Origin of the sequence: Stenotrophomonas sp. NPDC077659, from assembly GCF_050268705.1 — a bacterium.
Lineage (GTDB): Bacteria > Pseudomonadota > Gammaproteobacteria > Xanthomonadales > Xanthomonadaceae > Stenotrophomonas.
The window spans coordinates 1-20,013 of sequence record NZ_JBNNHG010000016.1 but is presented as its reverse complement, the minus strand read 5'-3'; the positions used below and the strand labels follow the sequence as shown (position 1 = coordinate 20,013).

Sequence of the window (20,013 nt, the reverse complement as noted above, 5' to 3'; positions counted from 1 at the left end):
GATGGCGCAGGTTGGCGTGGCTGCATGTTGCAGCGCGAAAGGCCGCCTGCGGCGGGCGATCGGCGAACGGCGGAGCCCCTCCGTGGTGGGGTTGGGTCGGTCGCCGAAAGCCGGGCTATCCGCGTTTGGCCGGGTGGGTAGACGGGGCGGGGGACGCCGTTAACCCATCCATGGGGGCTTGGCCGCGGCATCCATGCCGCGGACACCCCCGCCCCGCCTACCCACCCGGCCTCTGACAGTTTCCCGAGGCCTCCACCACGGAAAATCAACAGAAAAGAGCAAAAGCGGGTCGCTTCGCTCGCAAAGCCGAGGCTGCCAGTGCACTGCTTTGGCTGTTGCTTCTGCTTTTGCCTTTTCTCTTGATTTTCCGGGGTGGGCGCGCGGGAATGTGTCCGTGGCCGGGAGGGTGGGTTGGCTGGGGGCGTGAGCCGCATGGATGCGGCGACCGAGCCTACATGGACGTATTCACGGCGTCCCCCAGCCAACCCACCCTCCTGGCCAAACCCCAGTCCCAGGCTTTCAGCAGCCCACCACGGAGGGGCTCCGCCGTTCGCCGATCGCCCGCCGCAGGCGCGCTTTCCGCGCAGGAAAAAAAATTTCAGGGAACCTGTCGATTCCCGATCCCCCGGTTCGTCGTACCAGATGAAGGGCGCGCAGAACGCCGCCCACGGGAGACCGACATGAAAGTGATGGTGATCGTCAAAGCCAACGCCGATTCCGAAGCCGGCCGCATGCCCAGCGAACAGGACCTGGCCGACATGGGGGCCTACAACGAACAGCTCGTTGCCGCCGGTATCATGCTCGCCGGCGAAGGCCTGCACGCCACCGCCCGTGGCCGCCGCATTCATTTCGTTGGGGGCGCCCCGCAGGTGCAGCCCGGTCCGTTCGGCCCGCCCAGCGAACAGATCGCCGGCTTCTGGCTGTGGCACGTGCGCTCGCTGGACGAGGCCATCGAATGGGCCAGCCGCGCCCCGTTCTGCCCCGGTGGCATCCTCGAACTGCGCCCGCTGATCACTGCCGAGGATTTCGGCGAAGCCTTCACCCCCCCATTACAGCAGCAGGAACAGCGTCTGCGGGAACAGCTGGAAGCGTGATTGGAGTGCGGTGACCCTTCGCCGGGTGTGACCCGGCGCTACCAACCTACAGAGCACTGCCATGAAACTGATTCCCTTCCTCGGCTTCAGCGGCCAGGCCCACGATGCGATGGCCTTCTATGCCAGGGCGCTCGGCGGCCAGGTCACTTCGGAAATGAAGTACCGCGACATGCCGCCGTCCGATGGCTCACCGGGCTGCAATGAGATGCCCGCCGAAACCCTCGACCACGTGGCGCACAGCCAGCTGGAGATCGGTGGCGCCATCCTGATGGCTGCCGATGGCCCCGGCGGCGGCGAAGGCGGTACAACCACCCTTAATGTGGACGTGGACAGCATCGAGGAGGCCGAGCGCGTGTTCGCCGCACTGGCCGAAGGCGGCCAGGTGCAGATGCAGATCGCCGAAACCTTCTGGGCCCACCGCTGGGGCATGCTGATCGACCGCTACGGCAAGCCATGGATGGTCAACTGCATGAAGCGGCCCTGATTTCCTTTCATTACCCGCAGAGGACGCCGCAACGATGAGTGCACCGCAACCGCAGATGATCTTCGTCAACCTGCCCGTGCAGGACCTGCAGCAGTCCAAGGCGTTCTTCAGCGCGCTGGGCTACCGCTTCAACCCGGCTTACACCAATGACGATGCAGCCTGCATGGTCATCAGCGAAAGCATCTTCGTGATGCTGCTGGTCAAGCCGTTCTTCCAGCAGTTCACCAACAAGGGCATCGCCGATGCCCATGCGCACACCGAGGTGATCACCTGCCTGTCGGCGGCCAGCCGCAAGGCGGTGGACGTGCTGGTGGACAAGGCACTGGCGGCCGGTGGCAGCGAGCCGCAGCCCGCGCGTGACTACGGATTCATGTACCAGCGCGGCTTCCAGGACCTCGACGGCCATCTGTGGGAAATCGCGCATATGGACGGCGAGCCGGGTTGAGGGTGGATGCCACGCGGTGGCGCTTGTGCGTGCATGGCCTGCGTGCTGTGATCGGCGCATGACCGAGCCCGCCCTCAGCCAGCGCCTGGAAACCCTCTGGCGGATGGAATCGCCGGTGTTGATCGCGCGCCTGGCGCGGCTGCTCGGCGGTGATGTCGGCCGCGCCGAGGAACTGGCCCAGGACACCTGGTTGGCCGCGCTGGAGCGTTGGCCAGCGCAGGGCATCCCGGACAACCCCGGAGCCTGGCTGATGACCACCGCGCGCAACCGTGCCATTGATGTGCTGCGCCAACACCAGCGCGTGGCCCAGCAGCATGCGCAATGGGGCGAGGAACTGCACCCGGCGGCACTGCCTGCACCCGATGACAGCCAGGCGCTGGAGGATGACCTCGGCGATGACCTGCTGCGGCTGATGTTCGTGGCCTGCCACCCGGTGCTGCCGGCCGATGCACGGGTGGCGCTGACCCTGCGCCTGCTGGGCGGGCTGACCACCAGCGAGATCGCCCGCGCCTTCCTGCAGCCGGAACCGACCATCGCCCAGCGCATCGTGCGCGCCAAGCGCACCCTTGTGCAGAAGCAGGTGCCCTACGAAGTACCGCGCGCGGAGGCGCTGCCCGCGCGTCTGGCCTCGGTGCTGGAAGTGATCTACCTGGTCTTCAACGAAGGCTATGCGGCCAGTGCCGGCGAAGACTGGATGCGGCCGGCATTGTGCGAGGAGGCGTTGCGCCTGGCGCGCATCCTGGTCCATCGGCTGCCTGCCCCGCCGGTGCTGGGCCTGCTGGCATTGATGGAACTGCAGGCCTCGCGTGCCGCCGCGAGGGTCGATGCACAGGGCCAGCCGGTGCTGCTGGACGTGCAGAACCGCGCGCGCTGGGACTGGCTGCAGATCGAACACGGACAGCAGGTGCTGGCCCGCGCGCTGCAGGCCGGTGGCGGTGACGATGCCTATGTACTGCAGGCACGCATCGCGGCCTGCCATGCCCATGCGCGCCGCGCCGAGGACACCGACTGGGCGGCCATTGCCGCGTTGTATGCGCGGCTGCTGCAGGTGATGCCGTCGCCGGTGGTCGCCCTCAACCGGGTGGTGGCGGTGGCGCGCAGCGACGGCGCGTTCGCGGCCTGGGCACTGTTGCAGCCCCTGCTGGTGGACACGCGGGTGCAGGGCTACGCGCCGTTGCACGTGGTGCGTGGGGAGCTGCTGCAGCAGCTGGGGCGGGAACAGGATGCGCGGGAGGCGTTTGCTTCAGCGGCTGCGTTGACCGGCAATGCGCGGGAGCGGGCGTTGCTGCTGGCGCGCGCCCAGTGACCGGGGTCAAAGCCCTTTCCCGGCGGTAAAGGGATCTGACCGTGTTCTGCTCATCCACGCATGGCGGTGGATCTACTTGCGCCGTTGGTGTTTTCACCCGCACGAATCCCATTACACTCCGGAAGGATTTTCCTGCTGGAGAGAGCAATGAAACGAGCAGTACTGGGCATGCTGGCCCTGTCGGTGTCGAGCGCACTGATGGCGGGCACGCCGAAATTCGACGGCGCGCGGATCTCCGCCGACGTCAAGGAACTGGCCTCCGACGGCTACGAAGGCCGCTCGCCGGCCACCGCCGGCGAAGAAAAGACCATTGCCTACCTCAGCAAGCAGTTTGCCGCCGCCGGCCTGCAGCCGGGCGGCGACCTGCAGGACGGCAAGCGCCTGTGGACCCAGGCGGTGCCGCTGCGCAAGGGCGACATCGTTGGCACGCCGCAGCTGGCCCTGCACCAGGGCGGCAAGACCCTCACCCTCGACCAGGGCAAGCAGATCGCGGTGCGCGCGGCGATGAACGGGGCCACCGCCGTCGACATCAGCAAAGCCCCGCTGGTCTTCCTCGGCTATGGCGTAAAGGCGCCGGAGCGCAACTGGGACGACTTCAAGGGTGTGGACCTGAAGGGCAAGATCGCCGTCGTCCTGATCAACGATCCCGATTTCGAAACCGGCAAGGGCGATTTCGATGGCAAGGGCATGACCTGGTACGGGCGCTGGCCGTACAAGTACGAGGAAGGTGCGCGCCAGGGCGCGCTGGGTGTGCTGATCGTGCACGAGACCGCACCGGCGTCGTACGGCTGGGCCACCGTGGCCGGCTCCAACACCAACACCATGTTCGACGTGGTGCGCGACAACCCGGGCGAAACCCACCCGCTGCTGGAAGGCTGGATCCAGCGTGACCTGGCCGTGGAGCTGTTCCGCTCGGCCGGGCAGGATTTCGAGGCGCTGAAGAAGAAAGCGCAGCAGCGCGACTTCACCCCGGTACCGCTGACCGGTGCCAGCCTGGATGCGAAGTACGCGGTGAAGACCGAAGTGATCACTTCGCACAACGTGGCCGCGCGCCTGGAAGGCAGCAGCCACCCGGACGAGACCATCATCTACAGCGCGCACTGGGACCACATCGGCGTGGGCGAACCGGACGCGCGTGGCGACCGCATCTTCAACGGCGCACTGGACAACGCCAGCGGCACCGCCTCGCTGATCGAACTGGCGCGCGGCTTCGCCAAGGGCCCGCGTCCGCAGCGCTCGCTGCTGTTCCTGGCGGTCACCGCCGAGGAGAAGGGCCTGCTCGGTTCGGAGTATTACGCCACCCATCCGCTGTACCCGCTGGAAACCACGGTGGCTGCGATCAACATGGACGGCATGGCACCGTTTGGTCCGTCGCGTGACTTCGGCATCTACGGCACGGCGCGCTTCGAGCTGCTGGACCAGCTGAAGGACGTCGCCAAGGGCTGGGACATCCGCTACACCCCGGACCCGAAGCCGGAAGCCGGTCTGTTCTTCCGTTCCGATCACTTCTCGTTTGCCAAGCGCGGCGTGCCGGCATTGTCCTGGTCGGCCGGCGAGGACTGGGTGGACGGTGGCGTCGCCGCTGGCAAGAAGGCCTCGGCCGATTACACCGCCAAGCGCTACCACCAGCAGGGCGATGAATGGCAGCCGGACTGGGTGTTTGCCGGTGCCGCCCGCGACCTGGAAGTGCTCTACACGCTGGGCAACCAGCTGGCCAACTCGCGCAGCTGGCCGAACTGGAGCACCGACGAGTCGTTCCGTGCCGTGCGTGACAGCAGCGCCGACCAGCGCAGGTAAGAAGAACCGGTAGTGCCGGCCGCTGGCCGGCATTGCCTTGATGCTTGCGGAGGAACGGATATGCCGGCCAGCGGCCGGTACTACCGGGACCGATGGTGAGCCGGCCAGCAGCCGGCACTACCGGGATCTGTCGTAGCGGCCGGTACCATCAGATCGGCTTCCATCCCCGCTTTCCGGTGCTTTGTCGCAGGGCGCTTGTTTGCCTGGTGGGCCGGCCTATGCTCGGCTCACCCCTTTCCTCCAAGGCGCCGCCGTGATCGCCAGCCTCACCCTCATCGTCCGTCACCTGTTGGCCTGGGCCGTGGCACTGCTGGTGGCCGGCATGGTCTGGAGTGGCATCTTCAGTGGCATGAACGACGGCCCCGGCTGGATCTTCGGCCTGCTGGCGATGTTCCTGATGATCAGCGCGCTGGGCAGTGCCATCACCCATGTGCGCCGCGTGTGGCTGATCGCAGGACGGCTGGATGGCAGCACCCTGTCCGGGCACCAGCGGCGGCAGATCGAGGTGCCGTTGGACACCGGTCCGGCCTTCGCCCTGGTCGAGGCGGCGGTGGCCGAACTGCCGCGGGTGGAAGACGTGGAAAGCGCTGCCGGCAGCCTGCAGGTGCGCGCGTACGTGCGCCGCGTCGATCCTTGGAATGGCCGCCAGCCTTCGCGCTGGAACCTGCCGGCGCGGCTGGCGATCAAGCGCAACAGCGTGCAGGCCACGGTCACCCCGGGGCAGGGCACCAGCACCGTCACCCTGCTGTTCGAGCCCGATGCCGGCTGGTGGGCCGACCTGCTGGCGCTGGACGAGGGCAGCAACTTCGAGAATGCCGAGGCGGTCACCCGCGCGATCACGCGGCGGGTGGCTGACCAGCGCCGCGATGAACAGGCCGCGGCCGAACAGACCCAGGTGGAAAAGGAACTGTCGGTGGCCCGCCTGAACCTGCTGCACGCCCAGGTGGAACCGCACTTCCTCTACAACACCCTGGCCAACGCGCAGGTGCTCACCCGCACCGATCCGGGCCGCGCCGAGCAGATGCTCGGCCACCTCATCCAGTACCTGCGCAGTTCGCTGCCGCAGGTGGATGAATCGGTGTCCACGCTGGGCGTGGAACTGGAGCGCACCCGCGCCTACCTGGAAATCCTGCGCATCCGCATGGGCGCGCGGCTGGCGGTGGACGTGCAGGTGCCCAACGAACTGCACGGCGTGCACCTGCCCGCGATGGCCCTGCAGACGCTGGTGGAAAACGCGATCAAGCACGGCCTGGAACCCAAGCCCGGCGGTGGCACGATCTGGATCCTGGCGCGTGGCTTCGATGACCACGTGACGGTGACTGTGGCCGACGATGGCCTCGGCTTCGGCCAAGGTACCAGTGGCACCGGCATCGGCCTGAAGAACCTGCGCGAGCGCCTGCGCCTGACCTGCGGCGAGCAGGCCGGCGTGGCCATCGTCGCCAATTTTCCCAGCGGCGTGGCCGCCACCATGACCCTGCCGCAACCGGCCAAGGAGCGCAGCCATGCCGCTTGAAGCTTTGATTGCCGAAGACGAAGCGCTGCTGCGGCAGTCGCTGGTGGAACAGCTGGGCCGGCTGTGGCCGGACCTGAAGCTGGTGGCCGAGTGCGAGGATGGCGCCAGCGCGCTGGAGCAGCTGGCCGAGAAGCAGCCGGACATCGCGTTCCTGGATATCCGCCTGCCGGGCATCACGGGCATCGAGGTGGCGCGCGCGCTGTCCGAATTGAGCCCGCGCACCCAGGTGGTGTTTGTCACCGCCTATGACCAGTACGCCATCGATGCGTTCGAGCAGGGCGCGATGGACTACCTGTTGAAGCCGGTGAGCGACGAACGCCTGCTGGCCACGCGCGAGCGCATCCTTTCGCGGCTGCCTGCCACGCGCCAGGACGATGCGGTGCTGGAACGCCTGCTGCAGCGCCTGGGGCCATCACCGGCTGCCGCCGAGCGCCCGCCGCTGGCCTGGATCACCGCCAGCAACGGCCGCGATACGCAGCTGATCATGCTGGAGGACGTGGTCTATTTCCGCGCCGACAACAAGTACACCACGGTGGTCACCAGTGCCGGCGAAAGCCTGCTGCGCACACCGCTGCGCGAACTGCTGGAAGTGCTGGACCCGCAGCACTTCCGCCAGGTGCACCGCTCGACCATCGTCAACATGAAGGCGGTGGCGGCGGTCAGTCGCGACGACACCGGCCGTGGCGTGCTGCGGTTGCGCCAGCGGCCGGAGACGCTGGTGGTCAGCCAGCCGTTCATGAGCCTGTTTCGCGGCATGTAGAAAGAACAATGCCACCGTGATCGTGCACGGTGGCATTGTGGCTCCCCCCGCTTCCCTGGAACCGTGCGCCGGGCTCAATAAGCCGGCTGCAGGGTCAGATCGTGGTGGTGTTCGGTTTCGCCGACATGGTTGAGGCGGCCGACCAGTTCCGAGTGCTGCCGCATGCGCCCGATCTCGGTCATGATGCGGATGTCCTCGTGGCGCAGCTCACGCTTGGTGGTGACGGCCTGCTTGTAGTCCAGCACTTCCGGGTAATGCTCGGCCAGGTCCAGCGCTTCGGCCACGCATTCGACACTGTCGGCCTTGGAGGTGATGCGGGCGCGGCTGTTGAACGCCTTCATCCAGCGCTCGAAACCGGCCTGCCGATCGAACATGTTGGCCATGAACCAGATCACGAACAGGATCGACACCCACGAACCAAACACCACGACCACGCGGGTGAAGGTGATGTGGTAATCGTCGCGCCAGAGATAGTTGGCGATGAGGCCGAGGATGAGCAGCGACGCCGCCTGCCAGCCGATGATCGAAGCGATCAGCCATTGGCATTTGGCCTTGGCCAGCACCGCCACTTCATCGCGGATCTGCTGCTCGCTGAGGTTGCGCCAGTGTGCGACCTGTTTGTCGAACGGGCTGTGGTAGAGCTCGTTGTCGCGAAGCAGTAGTCCCAAACCCTTGAACAAAGCAATCATGGCTGGCTCCCGTGTGGAACGTGCGTCGATCAGCATTGGACGGTGTGGCGGGTTCAGTTCTAGCACTTCCAGCGGGCCGTGCAATGGGCGCATCGCCTACGGAGGCAAGGGTTCTGCGTGAACAGGTGAAGGTTGGTGCGGCGCAGCAACGCGCTGGGCGCCTGCGACAAGATGTCGCAGGGTGAAACATGCTGCGACCGCACATGAAACCGTCGCTGAGCCCACGGGCTCGCTGCATCCGCCCGCATCGGCCAGAATCGAAGCCGACCGCGCAGACTGCGGCCGATTCCGCCACCCACTGGACCGAAGATGCCGCCGTTGCTGCACCGCCTTTCCCGCCCCGTCACCGCGCCCATCCGGCGCTGGGTACTTGATGCCTTCCCGCGCGGCCAGAGCGGCATCGAGTATGACCATCCGCTGGGTGATCCGGGCTGGTTCGGGCCGGACAGCGTGACTTGGCGCATGCACGCCGAGCTGCCCTCGATGCTGGCTGGCGGCCTGTGCGCGCTGATGCTGCAGACCCTGCACCCGCGTGCGCTGGCCGGCGTGTACGACCACTCCAATTTCCGCCAGGACCTGGTGGGCCGCCTGCGCCGGACGACGGCGTTCGTGGCCGGCAGCAGCTATGCCCCGGCCGGGGAAGTGGAAACGCTGGTGGCCAAGGTGCGCCGCATCCATGCACGGATCCGCGGCCGCACCGCGCAGGGCGACGACTACGCCGCCGATGATCCGCAGCTGCTGACCTGGGTGCATGTGACCGAAGCGTTTGGTTTCCTGCAGGGCTTCCGCCGCTATGGGCGCGAGGTGCCGGCGCACATCGCCGATCGCTACTACGACGAGTACCGCCGTGTGGCCGAATCGTTGGGTGCGGTTGACGTTCCGCGCAGCGAAGCGGAAGTGGCGGCGTATTTCTGTGCGCGGCAACCGGAATTGCTGGCCGATGCGCGTTCGCGCGAGGTGCTTGAGGTGCTGTCCGCGGTCAACCTGCCCGTGCCGATTCCGGGGCTGTCGCGCGCGGTGTTCCTGGGAGCCGGTGCCGCGTTGCTGCCCGACTGGGCCGAAGCGATGCTGGGACGCACGGCTGGCCAGCGCACGCAGGCGGCCGCGTCGGCGCGGTTGATGCAGGGCATGGCGCCGTTGTTCCGCCGCGCCTTGCCCGATGGCCTGGCCACGCGCGCGTGTGCACGCGTGGGTGTGCCGGTGGAGGTGTTGCGGGAGTGGCCGGCGGCACGGTGATCCACCCACGCGTGGACGGCGCCCGGCGCACCGTCTTTGGTAGGTGCCAACCTTGGTTGGCACAGAGTAGATCCACGCCATGCGTGGATGACACCCGCGCGTACAAAAAAAACGGGCGCCTTTCGGCGCCCGTCTGCATCACATCACCACACCTTGACCCGCTTTTCCGGGGCCAGGTACAGCTTCTGGCCTTCCTTCACCTCGAACGCCGGGTACCAGGCGTCGATGTTGCGCACGGTCAGCGCACGGTACTGGCCCGGTGCATGCACATCGGTCAGCAGGCCGTTGCGCAGTGCCTGTTCGCGGCTCTTGCTGCGCCAGGCCTGGGCGAAGCCCAGGAAGAAGCGCTGGTCTGGGGTGAAGCCTTCCAGCGTCTGGCCAGGCTTGCCCTGCAGCGACAGCTGGTAGGCGTCGTAGGCAGTGCCCAGGCCGGCCACGTCGGCGATGTTCTCGCCCAGGGTCAGCTTGCCGTTGACGTGCACGCCGGGGAATGGCTCGTAGCTGCTGAACTGCGCAGCGAGCGCATCACCGGCGGCATTGAACTGCTTGAGGTCTTCAGCCGTCCACCAGTTGTGCAGCTTGCCGGTTTCATCGAACAGCGCGCCTGCATTGTCGAAACCGTGGCTGATCTCGTGGCCGATCACCGCGCCGATGGCTCCGTAGTTCACCGCATCGTCGGCGGCGCCGTCGAAGAACGGCGGCTGCAGGATCGCGGCCGGGAACACCAGGCGGTTTTCCAGCGGTACGTTCATCGCATTGATGGTCTGCGGCAGCATCGCCCACTCGCTGTGGTCCACTGGCTTGCCCAGCTTGGCGATGTTGCGCTCGTACTCGAAGCGTTCGGCACGCTGCGCATTGCCCAGCGGATCGTCACGGCGGATTTCCAAGCCGGTGTAGTCGCGCCACTTTTCCGGGTAGCCCATGCCCACGGTCAGGCCGGCCACCTTGGCCTTGGCATGCGCCTTGGTCTGCGGCGACATCCAGGCCAGGGCATCGATGCGCTTGGCGAAGGCGGCGATGATGTTCTTCGCCATCTCGTCAGCACGCTCCTTGGTCTTGGCGTCGAAGTGCTTTTCCACGTAGCGCTTGCCGATGGCCTCGCCGACGGCGTGGTTGGCATCGTCCACCGCCCGCTTCCAGCGGTCGCTCTGCTGCGGCGTGCCGCTCAGCGCGGTGCCGTGGAAGGCGAAGCGGGCGTCGGCGAACTTCTTCGGCAGGTAGGTGGCGGCGCGGTCCAGCGCGTGGAACGCGAGGTAGTCCTTCCACACGTCCAGCGGTTCGGTGGCCACCAGCCTGGACAGGCCGGCGACAGCCTTCGGCTGCCACACGATGAAGTCCTGCTGCTGGCCCAGCCTGGCTGCGTCCAGGAACGCCGCCCAGTCCATGCCCGGCGCCTTGGCGTTGAAATCCGCCTGCGTCCACGGGTTGGCACCCAGGGTCACGTTGTTGGTCTCTTCCTGGCTGGCGTGGGCCTGGGCGATCTTGGTTTCCAGCGCCAGGATGCGCTGCGCCTTGCCGGCCGGGTCGGCCACGCCTGCCAGCTGCAGCACCTGGGCGATGTAGGCCTGGTACTGCCTGCGCAGCTCGGCCATGCGGCCATCACCCAGGTAGAAATCGCGGTCGGGCATGCCCAGGCCGCCCTGCACCAGGTACGGCGCGGTGCGGTCCGGCTGCAGCATGTCCACCGACACCCACAGGCCGAACAGGCGGTCGGTGTAGAAGTTGGTGGCGTTGAGCAGGTCGACGTCGGCACGCATGTCCTCGCCCAGCGCACGCGCCAGGGCCGCCTTGTCGGCGATGCCGCCGATGGCGGCCAGCTGCGGTTGCACCGGGGCCAGGCCGCGCTTCTCGATGCCGGCCTCGTCCATGAACGCGGCGTAGTAGTCACCGATCAGCTTGTCATCGCCACTGGCCTGGGCGTTGCCGGCCGCACCTTCCAGGATCGCGCGGGTATCGGCCTGGGTCTTTTCGGCGATGACGTTGAAGCTGCCAAAGCGCGAGCGGTCGGCAGGAATCTCGGTGTTCTTCACCCAGGTGCCGTTGGCGAAGCCGAAGAAGTCGTCGCCGGCGGCGATGCTGCGGTCCATGCCGCTGGCATCGAAGCCGAAGCTGCCCAGCATCGGCTTGGCCGGGGCGGGGGGGGCATCGGCCGGCGCGGCGGCGCCCGCAGCCGGTTCGGCCGGGCGGTCGCAGGCGGCCAGGGACAGGCTGGCGAGGATGGCCAGTGCCAGTATGGGACGGCGCAGCTTGGACATGGACTTCTCTTGCAGCAGGAAAACCCCAAGTCTAATGCCCTGCAGGGGGAGCGGTCGCACTGTCATGGGGGCGGCGCTGTGCGCGATCTGGCTGAACACGCGCGGCCGATCTTCACGCCGTCATCGGGGTGGTGCATGCTGCGGGTTGGAGCCCGGTGCCGCCATGGGGATGTGGCCCAACCGGGCAGACACAGGCGTCAAGAATGCAGATCTGCGGCCGCTCTGGTCGGGGATGTGGAGGAATCGTTCACGCATGAAGCCAGTCGTCCGCACAGGGAACACCGACCGATGCCAGGGCTGAGGCGCGTACTGGCCGGGCCGCTGCGTGCCATCACCTGGGGCGGCATTGCCGTGGGCGTGCTGCTGGCGGTCGTGCTGGCGGTGATGCTGGCCAATGATTACCAGCGCCGCCTGGAAGCCGCGCAGCGGCAGAGCCGTGCCATGGCCGTTGGCACCGAGCGGCTGCTGGCGATGGAGCTGCGCAACCTGGAACGGGCCATGGGCGGTATCGCCGCGGATGCCGCCGAACTGTTCCGCAGCGTGCCGGCACAGGCCCCGGCGCTGCTGGATGCGGTCATCAGCGGCGTGCTGCAGCGCCATGCGGAACTGGAAAGCATCGTCATACTGGATGCCTATGGCCGTGCGCTGACCGCTGGCAAGGGCGACCTGCAGCTGCCGTTGTGGAGCGACCCGCAGCGGCGCGGGCAGGACAGTGCGCTGTACCTGGGCCCGCCACAGCAGGCCATCGATGGCCGCTGGGTGGTGCCGCTGGCATTGCCGATGGCAGGTGACCGCTGGCTGCTGGCGCGCCTGCATTGCGACGAACTGCAGCGCATCGTCAGTGGCCTGGACGTGGGCAGCCATGGGCTGGTGTCGATCAGTGACCGCGATGGCGCCATGCTGGCCCGCGTCCCCGACCCGAAGGGCACGGTCGGCCACCGCTACCGGCTGCCCGGCCGCGAGCTGCTGGGCCGCGCGACCGTGGTCGAACTGGGCAGCATTTCCGGTGAGGTGGACGGCATCCCGCGCATTTCCACCCTCAGCACGTTGCAGCGCAGCCCGCTGGCGGTGCAGGTGGGCCTGGCCGACCAGGATGTACTGGCACCGTGGTGGCCCTACCTGCAGGCCGCGGTGGTCATCATGCTGGCCTACACCGGCGTGCTGCTGGTGCTGCTGTATGCGGTGCGTCACAGTACCCGCAGCCAGCAGTCGATGGCCGAGGAACTGCGTACCGGTCATGCCGAACTGGGTCTGGCCCACCAGGCGGGCCGGGTCTGCACCTGGCATGTGGACGAAGATGCGGCGCTGCTGCACTGGTCGCCGCTGGGCCGCGAGATCTTCGCGGTGAATACCGATGCGATGCCCGTGGCGGACTTCTTCAACCGCGTGCACCATGAGGACAGCGAGCGCCTGCAGCACGCCTTCAACCAGGCGTTTGCCGGCGATGAAGTGCTGGACGAGGAGTTCCGGCTGGTGCTGCCGGGCGGCCAGGTGCGCTGGGTGGCCGCGCGCGGCCAGCGGATGGAAGTGGCCGATCGCCAGCGCCGCATGATCGGCGCGCTGACCGACCAGACCGAGCGCTACCGCGCACGGGAACAGATGAGCCGCGCGGAGAGCCGCTTCCGGCTGCTGTTTGACCGCAACCCCGCCCCCTTCTGGGTGTTCGATCCGGGCAGCCTGCGTTTTCTGGAGGTCAACCAGGCGGCCGTCGAACAGTATGGCTACAGCCGGGAAGAGTTCCTGGCGATGAGCATTCTCGACATCCGGCCCCGTGGTGGCTGGGATGAGGTGATGGGGGCCATCGCACGGGCGCGGGTGGACGGGCTGCCGGAAGCTACGGTACGCATGCACCGGCGCCGCGATGGCAGCGAGTTCGAGGTGCGCGCGCACCTGTCCATGCTGGACTTCGACGGTCGCCCGGCGTGCCTGGTGCTGGCCGAGGATGTCAGCGAGCGCTTGGCCTACGAACGCGACCTGGCCTACCGCGCGCGGCACAACCCGGACACGGGCCTGCTGACCGTGCGCGCGCTGACCGAGCAGCTGGATGCGCAGGACGGGGCGTATACCATCGCCTACGTGCAGCTGCGTGGCCTGCAGCTGGTGGCCGATACGCTGGGTCGCGAGATCGGCGATGCGGTGCTGCAGTCGATGGCGCAGCGTCTGGGTGGACTCGGTGCGCGCTTCGGAACGTTGGCCTTCCAGCCGGCGGAGGATTTCGTACTGGCCATCGGGGGCGAGCACACCGCACAGCGTGCGTTGGATGATCTGCTGCAGATCGTCTCGGCACCGATGCGCGGCAAGGATTCGCTGCACCAGTTCGAACCGCGCATCGGCGTGGCCGTGCACGCGGTGGGCGATGGCCATGGTGCCGAGCAGGTGATCGGCATGGCCGCGCAGGCCGCGCACGCCGCGCGCGCCGAAGGCAACGTGGTGGCCTGGTTCGATTCCGCAGTTACCACGCGCCTGGCCGACCGCCTGCGCCTGGCCGCGCGCATCCATGCCGCCATCGACACCGAGTTCCAGCTGTATTTCCAGCCGATCCGCCATGCCAGCGATGGCAGCCCGGCCGCGCTGGAAGCACTGCTGCGCTGGCCACAGGCCGATGGCAGCTTCATTCCGCCCAATGAGTTCATCCAGCTGTGCGAGGACACCGGCCTGATCCTGGCGCTCGGCCGCTGGGTGATCCGCGCGGCGGCACAGGCGCAGCGGCGGTTGGTGGATGCGGGCTGGGGCGGGTTGTCCATCGCGGTGAACGTGTCGGCGGTACAGTTCTTCAACAGCGACCTGGTGGTGGAGTTCACCCGTGCACAGAAGGATTTCGGCCTGGCCCGCGGTGCGCTGCACATGGAACTGACCGAGAGCAGCCTGATGCGCAAGCCGGCGCAGGCACTGCAGACCATGCAGCGCCTGCACGAGCAGGGCATCAGCGTATCGCTGGATGATTTCGGCACCGGCTATTCCAGCATGTCCTACCTGCAGCACCTGCCGCTGGACATCCTGAAGATCGACCGCAGCTTCGTGGCGGACGTGGAAACCAACCCACGCAATGCCTCGATCTGCCGCGCGTTGCTGTCGCTGGGCCACAGCATGGGGCTGACCATCATCGCCGAGGGGGTGGAGACTCCGGGCCAGCTGAACTGGCTGGCCGCGCACGGCTGCGACCAGGTGCAGGGCTACCTGCTGGGGCGTCCTGCGCCGCTGGAACAGATCATCGATTCGCTGGATGAGGTGGTGGCCTAGAAAGACGCGTTCAGGTGACGGCGGTAGAGTCGACTGTCAGTCGACTGCTCTTCGCATGGATCCACAACATCCGCACTGCGCGCGGAAGTCGACTGACAGTCGATTCTACCGTGACAGCACCTGCGGGGCGTCACACCCCCGCATCCACCAGGTAATCAATGAAGCTGCGCACCTTCGGTGCCAGGTGGCTGCGGCTGGTGTAGACGGCGAAGATGCCGATCACAGGCACGTCCCACTCCGGCAGCACGCGCACCAGGCGGCCATCGGCAAGGGCATCTTCCAGCAGGAAATCCGGCTGCAGGATCACGCCCATGCCGGCAATGGCCGCTTGCCGCAGCACGTCGCCGTTGTTGGCCTGCAGGATGTTGCTCACCGTCACCCGTGTTTCGCCACCCGGCCCCTGCAGAGACCACTGGTTGCCCGAGGCCCAGTAGCTGTAGCCGAGGCAATCGTGCTGTTCCAGCTCCTGGGGGGTGCGCGGCGTGCCACGTGCCGCCAGGTAGGATGGCGCGGCGCACAGACTGATGCGGGCCTGCCCCAGCCGCCGCGCGATCAGTGCTGGACTGGGTTCGCGGGTGATGCGGATGGCCACGTCATAGCCTTCTTCCACCATGTCCACGAGGCGGTCGGACAGCGCCAGGTCCAGTTCAACCTGCGGGTAGCGCTGGCGGTAGCCGGCCAGCAGCGGGCCAAGGCGGGCGATGCCCCAGCTGACCGGCGCGTTGATGCGCAGCGTGCCGGAGGGTTCCAGCGCCTGCGCGCCGATGCTGGCTTCCAGGGCGTCGAACTCGGCCAGCAGGCGCACGCATTGCGCGTAGTAAGCCGCGCCGGCGCTGGTCGGGCTGACCCGCCGGGTGGTGCGATGGAGCAGGCGGGTGGACAGGCGCTTTTCCAGCGCGGCCACCTGCCGGGTCACCCCGGCCGTGGACATGTCCAGTGCCTGGGCAGCGGCACTGAAACCATTGCGCTCGACCACTGCGGCGAACACGCGCATTGCGTCCAGGGTGTCCATTGTTTCTCCTTCTGCAACAAATACGGTCAGATCATCGTATTTATCGGGTCCAGTGAGCGCAATAAGCTGTGCCCACTCCCTCAGAGATGACTGCCATGTCCACCCCCTCCCGTTCACTGTCACCGCTCGCCCCCTATGCCGGCACCCTGCTGCGGCTGGCGCTGGGCGGCCTGTTCCTGGCCCACGGCCTGACCAAGCTGCTGGTGTTCACCCCGGCCGGCACCGCGGCCTACTTCCAGTCGCTGGGCCTGCCCGGCGTGCTGGGCTACTTCACCATCGTAGCCGAGCTTGGCATCGCTGCCGCCCTGCTGCTGGGCGTGTACGCGCGCTGGATCGGCCTGCTGGGCGTGCCGCTGCTGCTGGGCACCATCGTCACCGTGCACGGCGCCAATGGCTTCAGCTTCGCCAACGCCGGTGGCGGCTGGGAATACCCGGCGTTCTGGGCCGTGGCCCTGGTGGTGCTGTTCCTGCTGGGTGATGGCCGCTGGACCCTGCGTTCGCGCTGATCGCTCCCCGAAAGAACTCCTGGAGGTCTCCATGTCCCGCCTGCCCTCGCTGTACATCTCCCATGGTTCGCCGATGACCGCCCTGCATCCGGGCCAGGTCGGCGTGCGCCTGGCCGAGCTGGCCCGCGACCTGCCGACGCCGCGTGCGATCGTCATCGCGTCAGCGCACTGGCTCGCGCGCCAGCCGGTGGTCGGTGGTCATCCGCAGCCGCCCACCATCCACGATTTCGGCGGCTTCCCGCGCGAACTGTTCGAGCTGCAGTACCCGGCCCCGGGCGATCCTGCGCTGGCCGACGAAGTGGCTGGCCGCATCGCCGCCGCCGGCCTGCCGGTGGCCATCGATACGCAGCGTGGCCTCGACCATGGCGCATGGGTGCCGTTGCGCCTGCTGCGTCCGCAGGCCGACATCCCGGTGGTGCCGGTCTCCATCCAGCCGATGCTGGGCCCGCAGCACCAGTACGCGCTGGGCCGCGCGCTGGCACCGCTGCGCGAGCAGGGCGTGCTGCTGATCGGTTCAGGCAGCATCACCCACAACCTGCACGACTGGCGCGACTACCAGGACGGCAAGGAAGCGCCGTACGTGCGCCCCTTCATCGAATGGGTGGAACAACGCCTGTCTGCCGATGACCGCGATGCGTTGTTCGACTACCGCCGCCAGGCACCGTTTGCCGAACGCGCTCATCCCACCGATGAGCACCTGCTGCCGCTGTACTTTGCGATGGGCGCGGCGGGCGAAGGTGGGTTGGCTGCGCAGCGCATCGATGCGGGCATCGACGCGGGCATGCTGGCGATGGACATCTACCGCTTCGATGGCAGCGCGACGGCGGTGGCGGCATGAGCGCGGTGCTGACGATGCTGGAGCGGCCGGCGCAGGGCGCGACGCAGGGGCTGGTGGTCCTGCTGCACGGTGTGGGCAGCAACGAGCAGTCGCTGGCCGGCCTGGCGCAGACGCTGGACCCGCGCCTGCACGTGCTGCTGCCGCGTGCGCCGCTGGTGTTCGGACCGCAGGCGTTTGGCTGGTTCACCGTGCGCTTCGGCGCGCAGGGGCCGGTGATCGACCCGGCCCAGGCTGATCAGTCGCGCCTGCTGCTGGGGGAATGGCTGGCGGCGCAGCAGCAGCGGCTGGGCGTGGACGCGCGGCAGACCGTGCTGGCCGGCTTCAGCCAGGGCGGCATCATGAGTGCCAGTGTCGCCCTGACCCAGCCGCAGCGGGTGAAGTCCTTCGGTGTGCTGTGCGGGCGCATCCTGCCGGAGATCGCCCCGCAGGTGCCCGCCGATATCGCCACAGCCGGACTGGACGGCCTGCTGGTGCATGGCCTCGCCGACGACAAGCTGCCATACACGCTGGCCGAGTCCGCCGCGCAGCGCCTGCAGTCGCTGGGCGTGGCCCACCAGCTGCGTGGCTACCCGGTGGGCCACACGCTGTCGGCGGACATGCAGCAGGACTTCCGGCGCTGGATCGAAGAACGATTGCTGTCGCGGTCCTGACGCGCATTCACACAGCAGGCCGCAGCGACGGCCTGCTGTGTTATTTTTTTTTCCAGTCTCCGGCGCACACCGGTTTTTCCCGTCCCCACGCGCCGCTTCCTGGAAGAAGCATGCATACCATCGAAGTCGTCCTGGCGATGCTGGTAGCCGTTGTCGCCAGCGGTTACCTGGTTCGCGTCCTGCCATTCTCGTTACCCCTGCCGCTGGTGCAGATCGCGCTGGGCGCGGTCATCGCCGGCGTGTTCAACCGCGGGCACGCACTGGAACCGGAAGTGTTCTTCCTGCTGTTCCTGCCACCGCTGCTGTTCCTTGATGGCTGGCGCATTCCCAAGCAGGGTCTGTTCCGCGATAAAGGCGCGATCCTCGAACTGGCGTTCGGCCTGGTGGTGTTCACCGTCATCGGCGCCGGGTTCCTGATCCACTGGATGATTCCGGTGATGCCACTGGCGGTGTGCTTCGCACTGGCCGCCATCGTCTCGCCCACCGATCCGGTGGCGGTGGGTGCGATCGCCGCCAAGGCGCCCATTCCCAAGCGCCTGATGCACATCCTGGAAGGCGAATCGCTGCTCAACGATGCCTCCGGCCTGGTCTGCTTCCGCTTTGCCGTGGCCGCAGTGATGACCGGCAGTTTCTCGCTGGCCACTGCCTCGCTGACCTTCCTGTGGGTGGCCGTGGCCGGCCTGGCGGTGGGCGTGGCGGTCACCTTGGGCGTATCCACCTTCCAGCGCTGGCTGTGGCGCCGCTTTGGCGAAGAGCCCGGCGCGGCGATGCTGGTCAACCTGCTCATTCCGTTTGCGGCCTATCTGCTGGCCGAAGAAATCCATGCCTCGGGTATCCTTGCCGCCGTCGCCGCCGGCATCGCGATGAGCTATGTCGAGCTGACCGGCCGCGTTTCCGGCAGCATGCGCGTGCAGCGCGCCGGCGTCTGGAACATGCTGCAGTTCAGCTTCAACGGCATCATGTTCGTGCTGCTGGGCGAACAGCTGCCGGGCATCGTCGAGCGCGCCACCACCACCATGAACGAGACCGGCCACCAGAGCGCCTGGTGGCTGCTGGTGTATGTGCTGGTCATCAACGCGACGCTGATCGCACTGCGCCTGCTGTGGGTGTGGCTGTCGCTGCGCTGGAACCTGCTGCGCGCGCGTCGCCGCGGCCTGGAGCGGGGCGAAGCACCGAACTGGCGCATCGTGGTGGCGACCTCGGTGGCCGGTGTGCGCGGTGCCATCACCCTGGCCGGCGTGTTGACCCTGCCGCTGTTCCTGCCCGATGGCAGTGCCTTCCCGGCGCGTGACCTGGTGATCTTCCTGGCTGCAGCGGTCATCCTGTTCTCGCTGGTCGGTGCCAGCGTGGCACTGCCGCAACTGCTGAAGGGCCTGCAGCTGCCGGCCGATTCGGGTGAACGCAAGGAAGAGGATCTGGCCCGCAAGCTTTCCTCCAAAGCCGCGCTGGCCGGGGTGGAGCGCATGCGCCAGCAGCTTGTGATGAACCAGAACACCGAGAACGTGCAGCTGTACAACGATGCCGCCTCGCGGGTCAGCCTGCTGTACCAGCGCCATCTGGAAAAGGATAGCGACGGCCCCGACGTGGACCCGGAGAAGGTCAAGCGGATGGAGCAGGGCTACCGCCAGCTGCGCAGTGCCGGCCTGAACGCCGAGCGCGAGGAGCTGTTCCGCCTGACCCGGCGCGGGGTGATTTCCGATGAGATCTCGCGGCGGTTGATCCGCAACCTGGACCTGCTGGAATCGCGCAAGCGCGATTGATGCCCGGTGCCGGGCCGTGCTGGCGCCGATGCGGACCCGGCCTTGCAATGTAGAGCCGAGCCTATGCTCGGCTGCGTTTGCTTCAGGTGTCATGAACCGGGAACGAAAAGCAGCCGAGCATGGGCTCGGCTCTACATGCCGGTGCTGCTTACTCCGGCTTCTGCTCCAGGAAATACACTTCGACCTTGCCCTTGACCTTGATGGTCATCGGGTTGCCCCGGCGGTCGCGGGCCTTGCCGGCCTGCACGCGGATCCACCCTTCGCTGACCGAGTATTCCTCGACGTTGTCGCGCTCGACATCGTTGAAACGCACGCCGACGCCGCGCTCCAGGGCCTGTGCATCATGGAAGGGGCTGGCCGGGTTGATCGCCAGGGTACAGCCGCGGCAGCATCGACTCTTCCACGTAGCCGGCGCCGCCCAGGCACTC

Annotated in this window: 17 protein-coding genes; 13 read left to right on the top strand and 4 right to left on the bottom strand. The window is 67.5% G+C overall.

Translation table 11 applies throughout. From position 1 onward, the window contains the following. Positions 1 to 680 precede the first annotated feature (680 nt). The 7 genes from ACQKDV_RS04255 to ACQKDV_RS04225 all read left to right on the top strand — a co-directional run bounded on the left by ACQKDV_RS04255 (position 681) and on the right by ACQKDV_RS04225 (position 7,399). Positions 681 to 1,094 carry a YciI family protein gene (locus ACQKDV_RS04255; RefSeq protein WP_427782544.1) on the top strand — a complete coding sequence of 138 codons (414 nt, stop codon included), beginning with the start codon at positions 681 to 683 and terminating at the stop codon, positions 1,092 to 1,094. A gap of 61 nt (positions 1,095 to 1,155) precedes the next feature. Beyond that, positions 1,156 to 1,578 carry a VOC family protein gene (locus tag ACQKDV_RS04250; RefSeq protein WP_427782543.1) on the top strand — a complete coding sequence of 141 codons (423 nt, stop codon included), beginning with the start codon at positions 1,156 to 1,158 and terminating at the stop codon, positions 1,576 to 1,578. A gap of 34 nt (positions 1,579 to 1,612) precedes the next feature. Continuing rightward, entirely contained in the window at positions 1,613 to 2,023 is a 411-nt protein-coding gene (locus tag ACQKDV_RS04245; protein WP_427782542.1) for a VOC family protein, read from the top strand. 58 nt (positions 2,024 to 2,081) lie between these two features. Then, a complete protein-coding gene (locus tag ACQKDV_RS04240) occupies positions 2,082 to 3,329 on the top strand; it encodes an RNA polymerase sigma factor (RefSeq protein ID WP_427782541.1) in 1,248 nt (415 codons plus the stop codon). A gap of 147 nt (positions 3,330 to 3,476) precedes the next feature. Next, positions 3,477 to 5,126 carry a M28 family metallopeptidase gene (locus ACQKDV_RS04235; RefSeq protein ID WP_427782540.1) on the top strand — a complete coding sequence of 550 codons (1,650 nt, stop codon included), beginning with the start codon at positions 3,477 to 3,479 and terminating at the stop codon, positions 5,124 to 5,126. 253 nt (positions 5,127 to 5,379) lie between these two features. Beyond that, positions 5,380 to 6,639, top strand: a complete 1,260-nt coding sequence (locus tag ACQKDV_RS04230; RefSeq protein WP_427782539.1) for a sensor histidine kinase — start codon at positions 5,380 to 5,382, stop codon at positions 6,637 to 6,639. Then, the gene (locus ACQKDV_RS04225) at positions 6,629 to 7,399 is read left to right on the top strand and encodes a LytR/AlgR family response regulator transcription factor (protein ID WP_427782538.1); all 771 of its coding nucleotides are present in this window, start codon (positions 6,629 to 6,631) and stop codon (positions 7,397 to 7,399) included. Before ACQKDV_RS04230 ends, ACQKDV_RS04225 begins: the two co-directional genes overlap by 11 nt. A gap of 74 nt (positions 7,400 to 7,473) precedes the next feature. On the opposite strand, the gene ACQKDV_RS04220 is transcribed toward ACQKDV_RS04225, so the two are convergent. Continuing rightward, positions 7,474 to 8,088, bottom strand: coding sequence for a hypothetical protein (locus tag ACQKDV_RS04220; RefSeq protein WP_427782537.1), 615 nt, complete (start codon positions 8,086 to 8,088; stop codon positions 7,474 to 7,476). A gap of 309 nt (positions 8,089 to 8,397) precedes the next feature. Here ACQKDV_RS04220 and ACQKDV_RS04215 point away from each other — a divergent pair, with 309 nt between their 5' ends. Continuing rightward, positions 8,398 to 9,324, top strand: a complete 927-nt coding sequence (locus ACQKDV_RS04215) for an oxygenase MpaB family protein (protein ID WP_427782536.1) — start codon at positions 8,398 to 8,400, stop codon at positions 9,322 to 9,324. Between the two features lie 143 nt (positions 9,325 to 9,467). On the opposite strand, the gene ACQKDV_RS04210 is transcribed toward ACQKDV_RS04215, so the two are convergent. After that, on the bottom strand, positions 9,468 to 11,579 hold the full coding sequence (locus ACQKDV_RS04210) for a M13 family metallopeptidase (RefSeq protein WP_427782535.1): 2,112 nt from the start codon (positions 11,577 to 11,579) through the stop codon (positions 9,468 to 9,470). A 288-nt stretch (positions 11,580 to 11,867) separates the two neighbouring features. Between ACQKDV_RS04210 and ACQKDV_RS04205 the strand changes: the two genes are divergently transcribed. Further along, positions 11,868 to 14,819 (top strand): bifunctional diguanylate cyclase/phosphodiesterase, encoded by a 2,952-nt coding sequence (locus tag ACQKDV_RS04205; RefSeq protein WP_427782534.1) that lies wholly within the window; start codon positions 11,868 to 11,870, stop codon positions 14,817 to 14,819. A gap of 130 nt (positions 14,820 to 14,949) precedes the next feature. On the opposite strand, the gene ACQKDV_RS04200 is transcribed toward ACQKDV_RS04205, so the two are convergent. Beyond that, entirely contained in the window at positions 14,950 to 15,831 is an 882-nt protein-coding gene (locus ACQKDV_RS04200; protein WP_427782533.1) for a LysR family transcriptional regulator, read from the bottom strand. Between the two features lie 95 nt (positions 15,832 to 15,926). On the opposite strand from ACQKDV_RS04200, the gene ACQKDV_RS04195 reads away from it, so the two are divergent. From ACQKDV_RS04195 to ACQKDV_RS04180, 4 genes are all read left to right on the top strand, one after another. Further along, a complete protein-coding gene (locus ACQKDV_RS04195) occupies positions 15,927 to 16,337 on the top strand; it encodes a DoxX family protein (protein WP_427782532.1) in 411 nt (136 codons plus the stop codon). A 31-nt stretch (positions 16,338 to 16,368) separates the two neighbouring features. After that, positions 16,369 to 17,175 carry a dioxygenase family protein gene (locus ACQKDV_RS04190; RefSeq protein ID WP_427782531.1) on the top strand — a complete coding sequence of 269 codons (807 nt, stop codon included), beginning with the start codon at positions 16,369 to 16,371 and terminating at the stop codon, positions 17,173 to 17,175. Then, a complete protein-coding gene (locus tag ACQKDV_RS04185; RefSeq protein ID WP_427782530.1) occupies positions 17,172 to 17,825 on the top strand; it encodes an alpha/beta hydrolase in 654 nt (217 codons plus the stop codon). Before ACQKDV_RS04190 ends, ACQKDV_RS04185 begins: the two co-directional genes overlap by 4 nt. Before the next feature lie 110 nt (positions 17,826 to 17,935). Next, a complete protein-coding gene (locus tag ACQKDV_RS04180; protein WP_427782529.1) occupies positions 17,936 to 19,585 on the top strand; it encodes a Na+/H+ antiporter in 1,650 nt (549 codons plus the stop codon). Between the two features lie 148 nt (positions 19,586 to 19,733). On the opposite strand, the gene ACQKDV_RS04175 is transcribed toward ACQKDV_RS04180, so the two are convergent. Next, positions 19,734 to 19,958 (bottom strand): DUF3297 family protein, encoded by a 225-nt coding sequence (locus ACQKDV_RS04175; RefSeq protein WP_427782569.1) that lies wholly within the window; start codon positions 19,956 to 19,958, stop codon positions 19,734 to 19,736. Between the last annotated feature and the right edge of the window lie 55 nt (positions 19,959 to 20,013).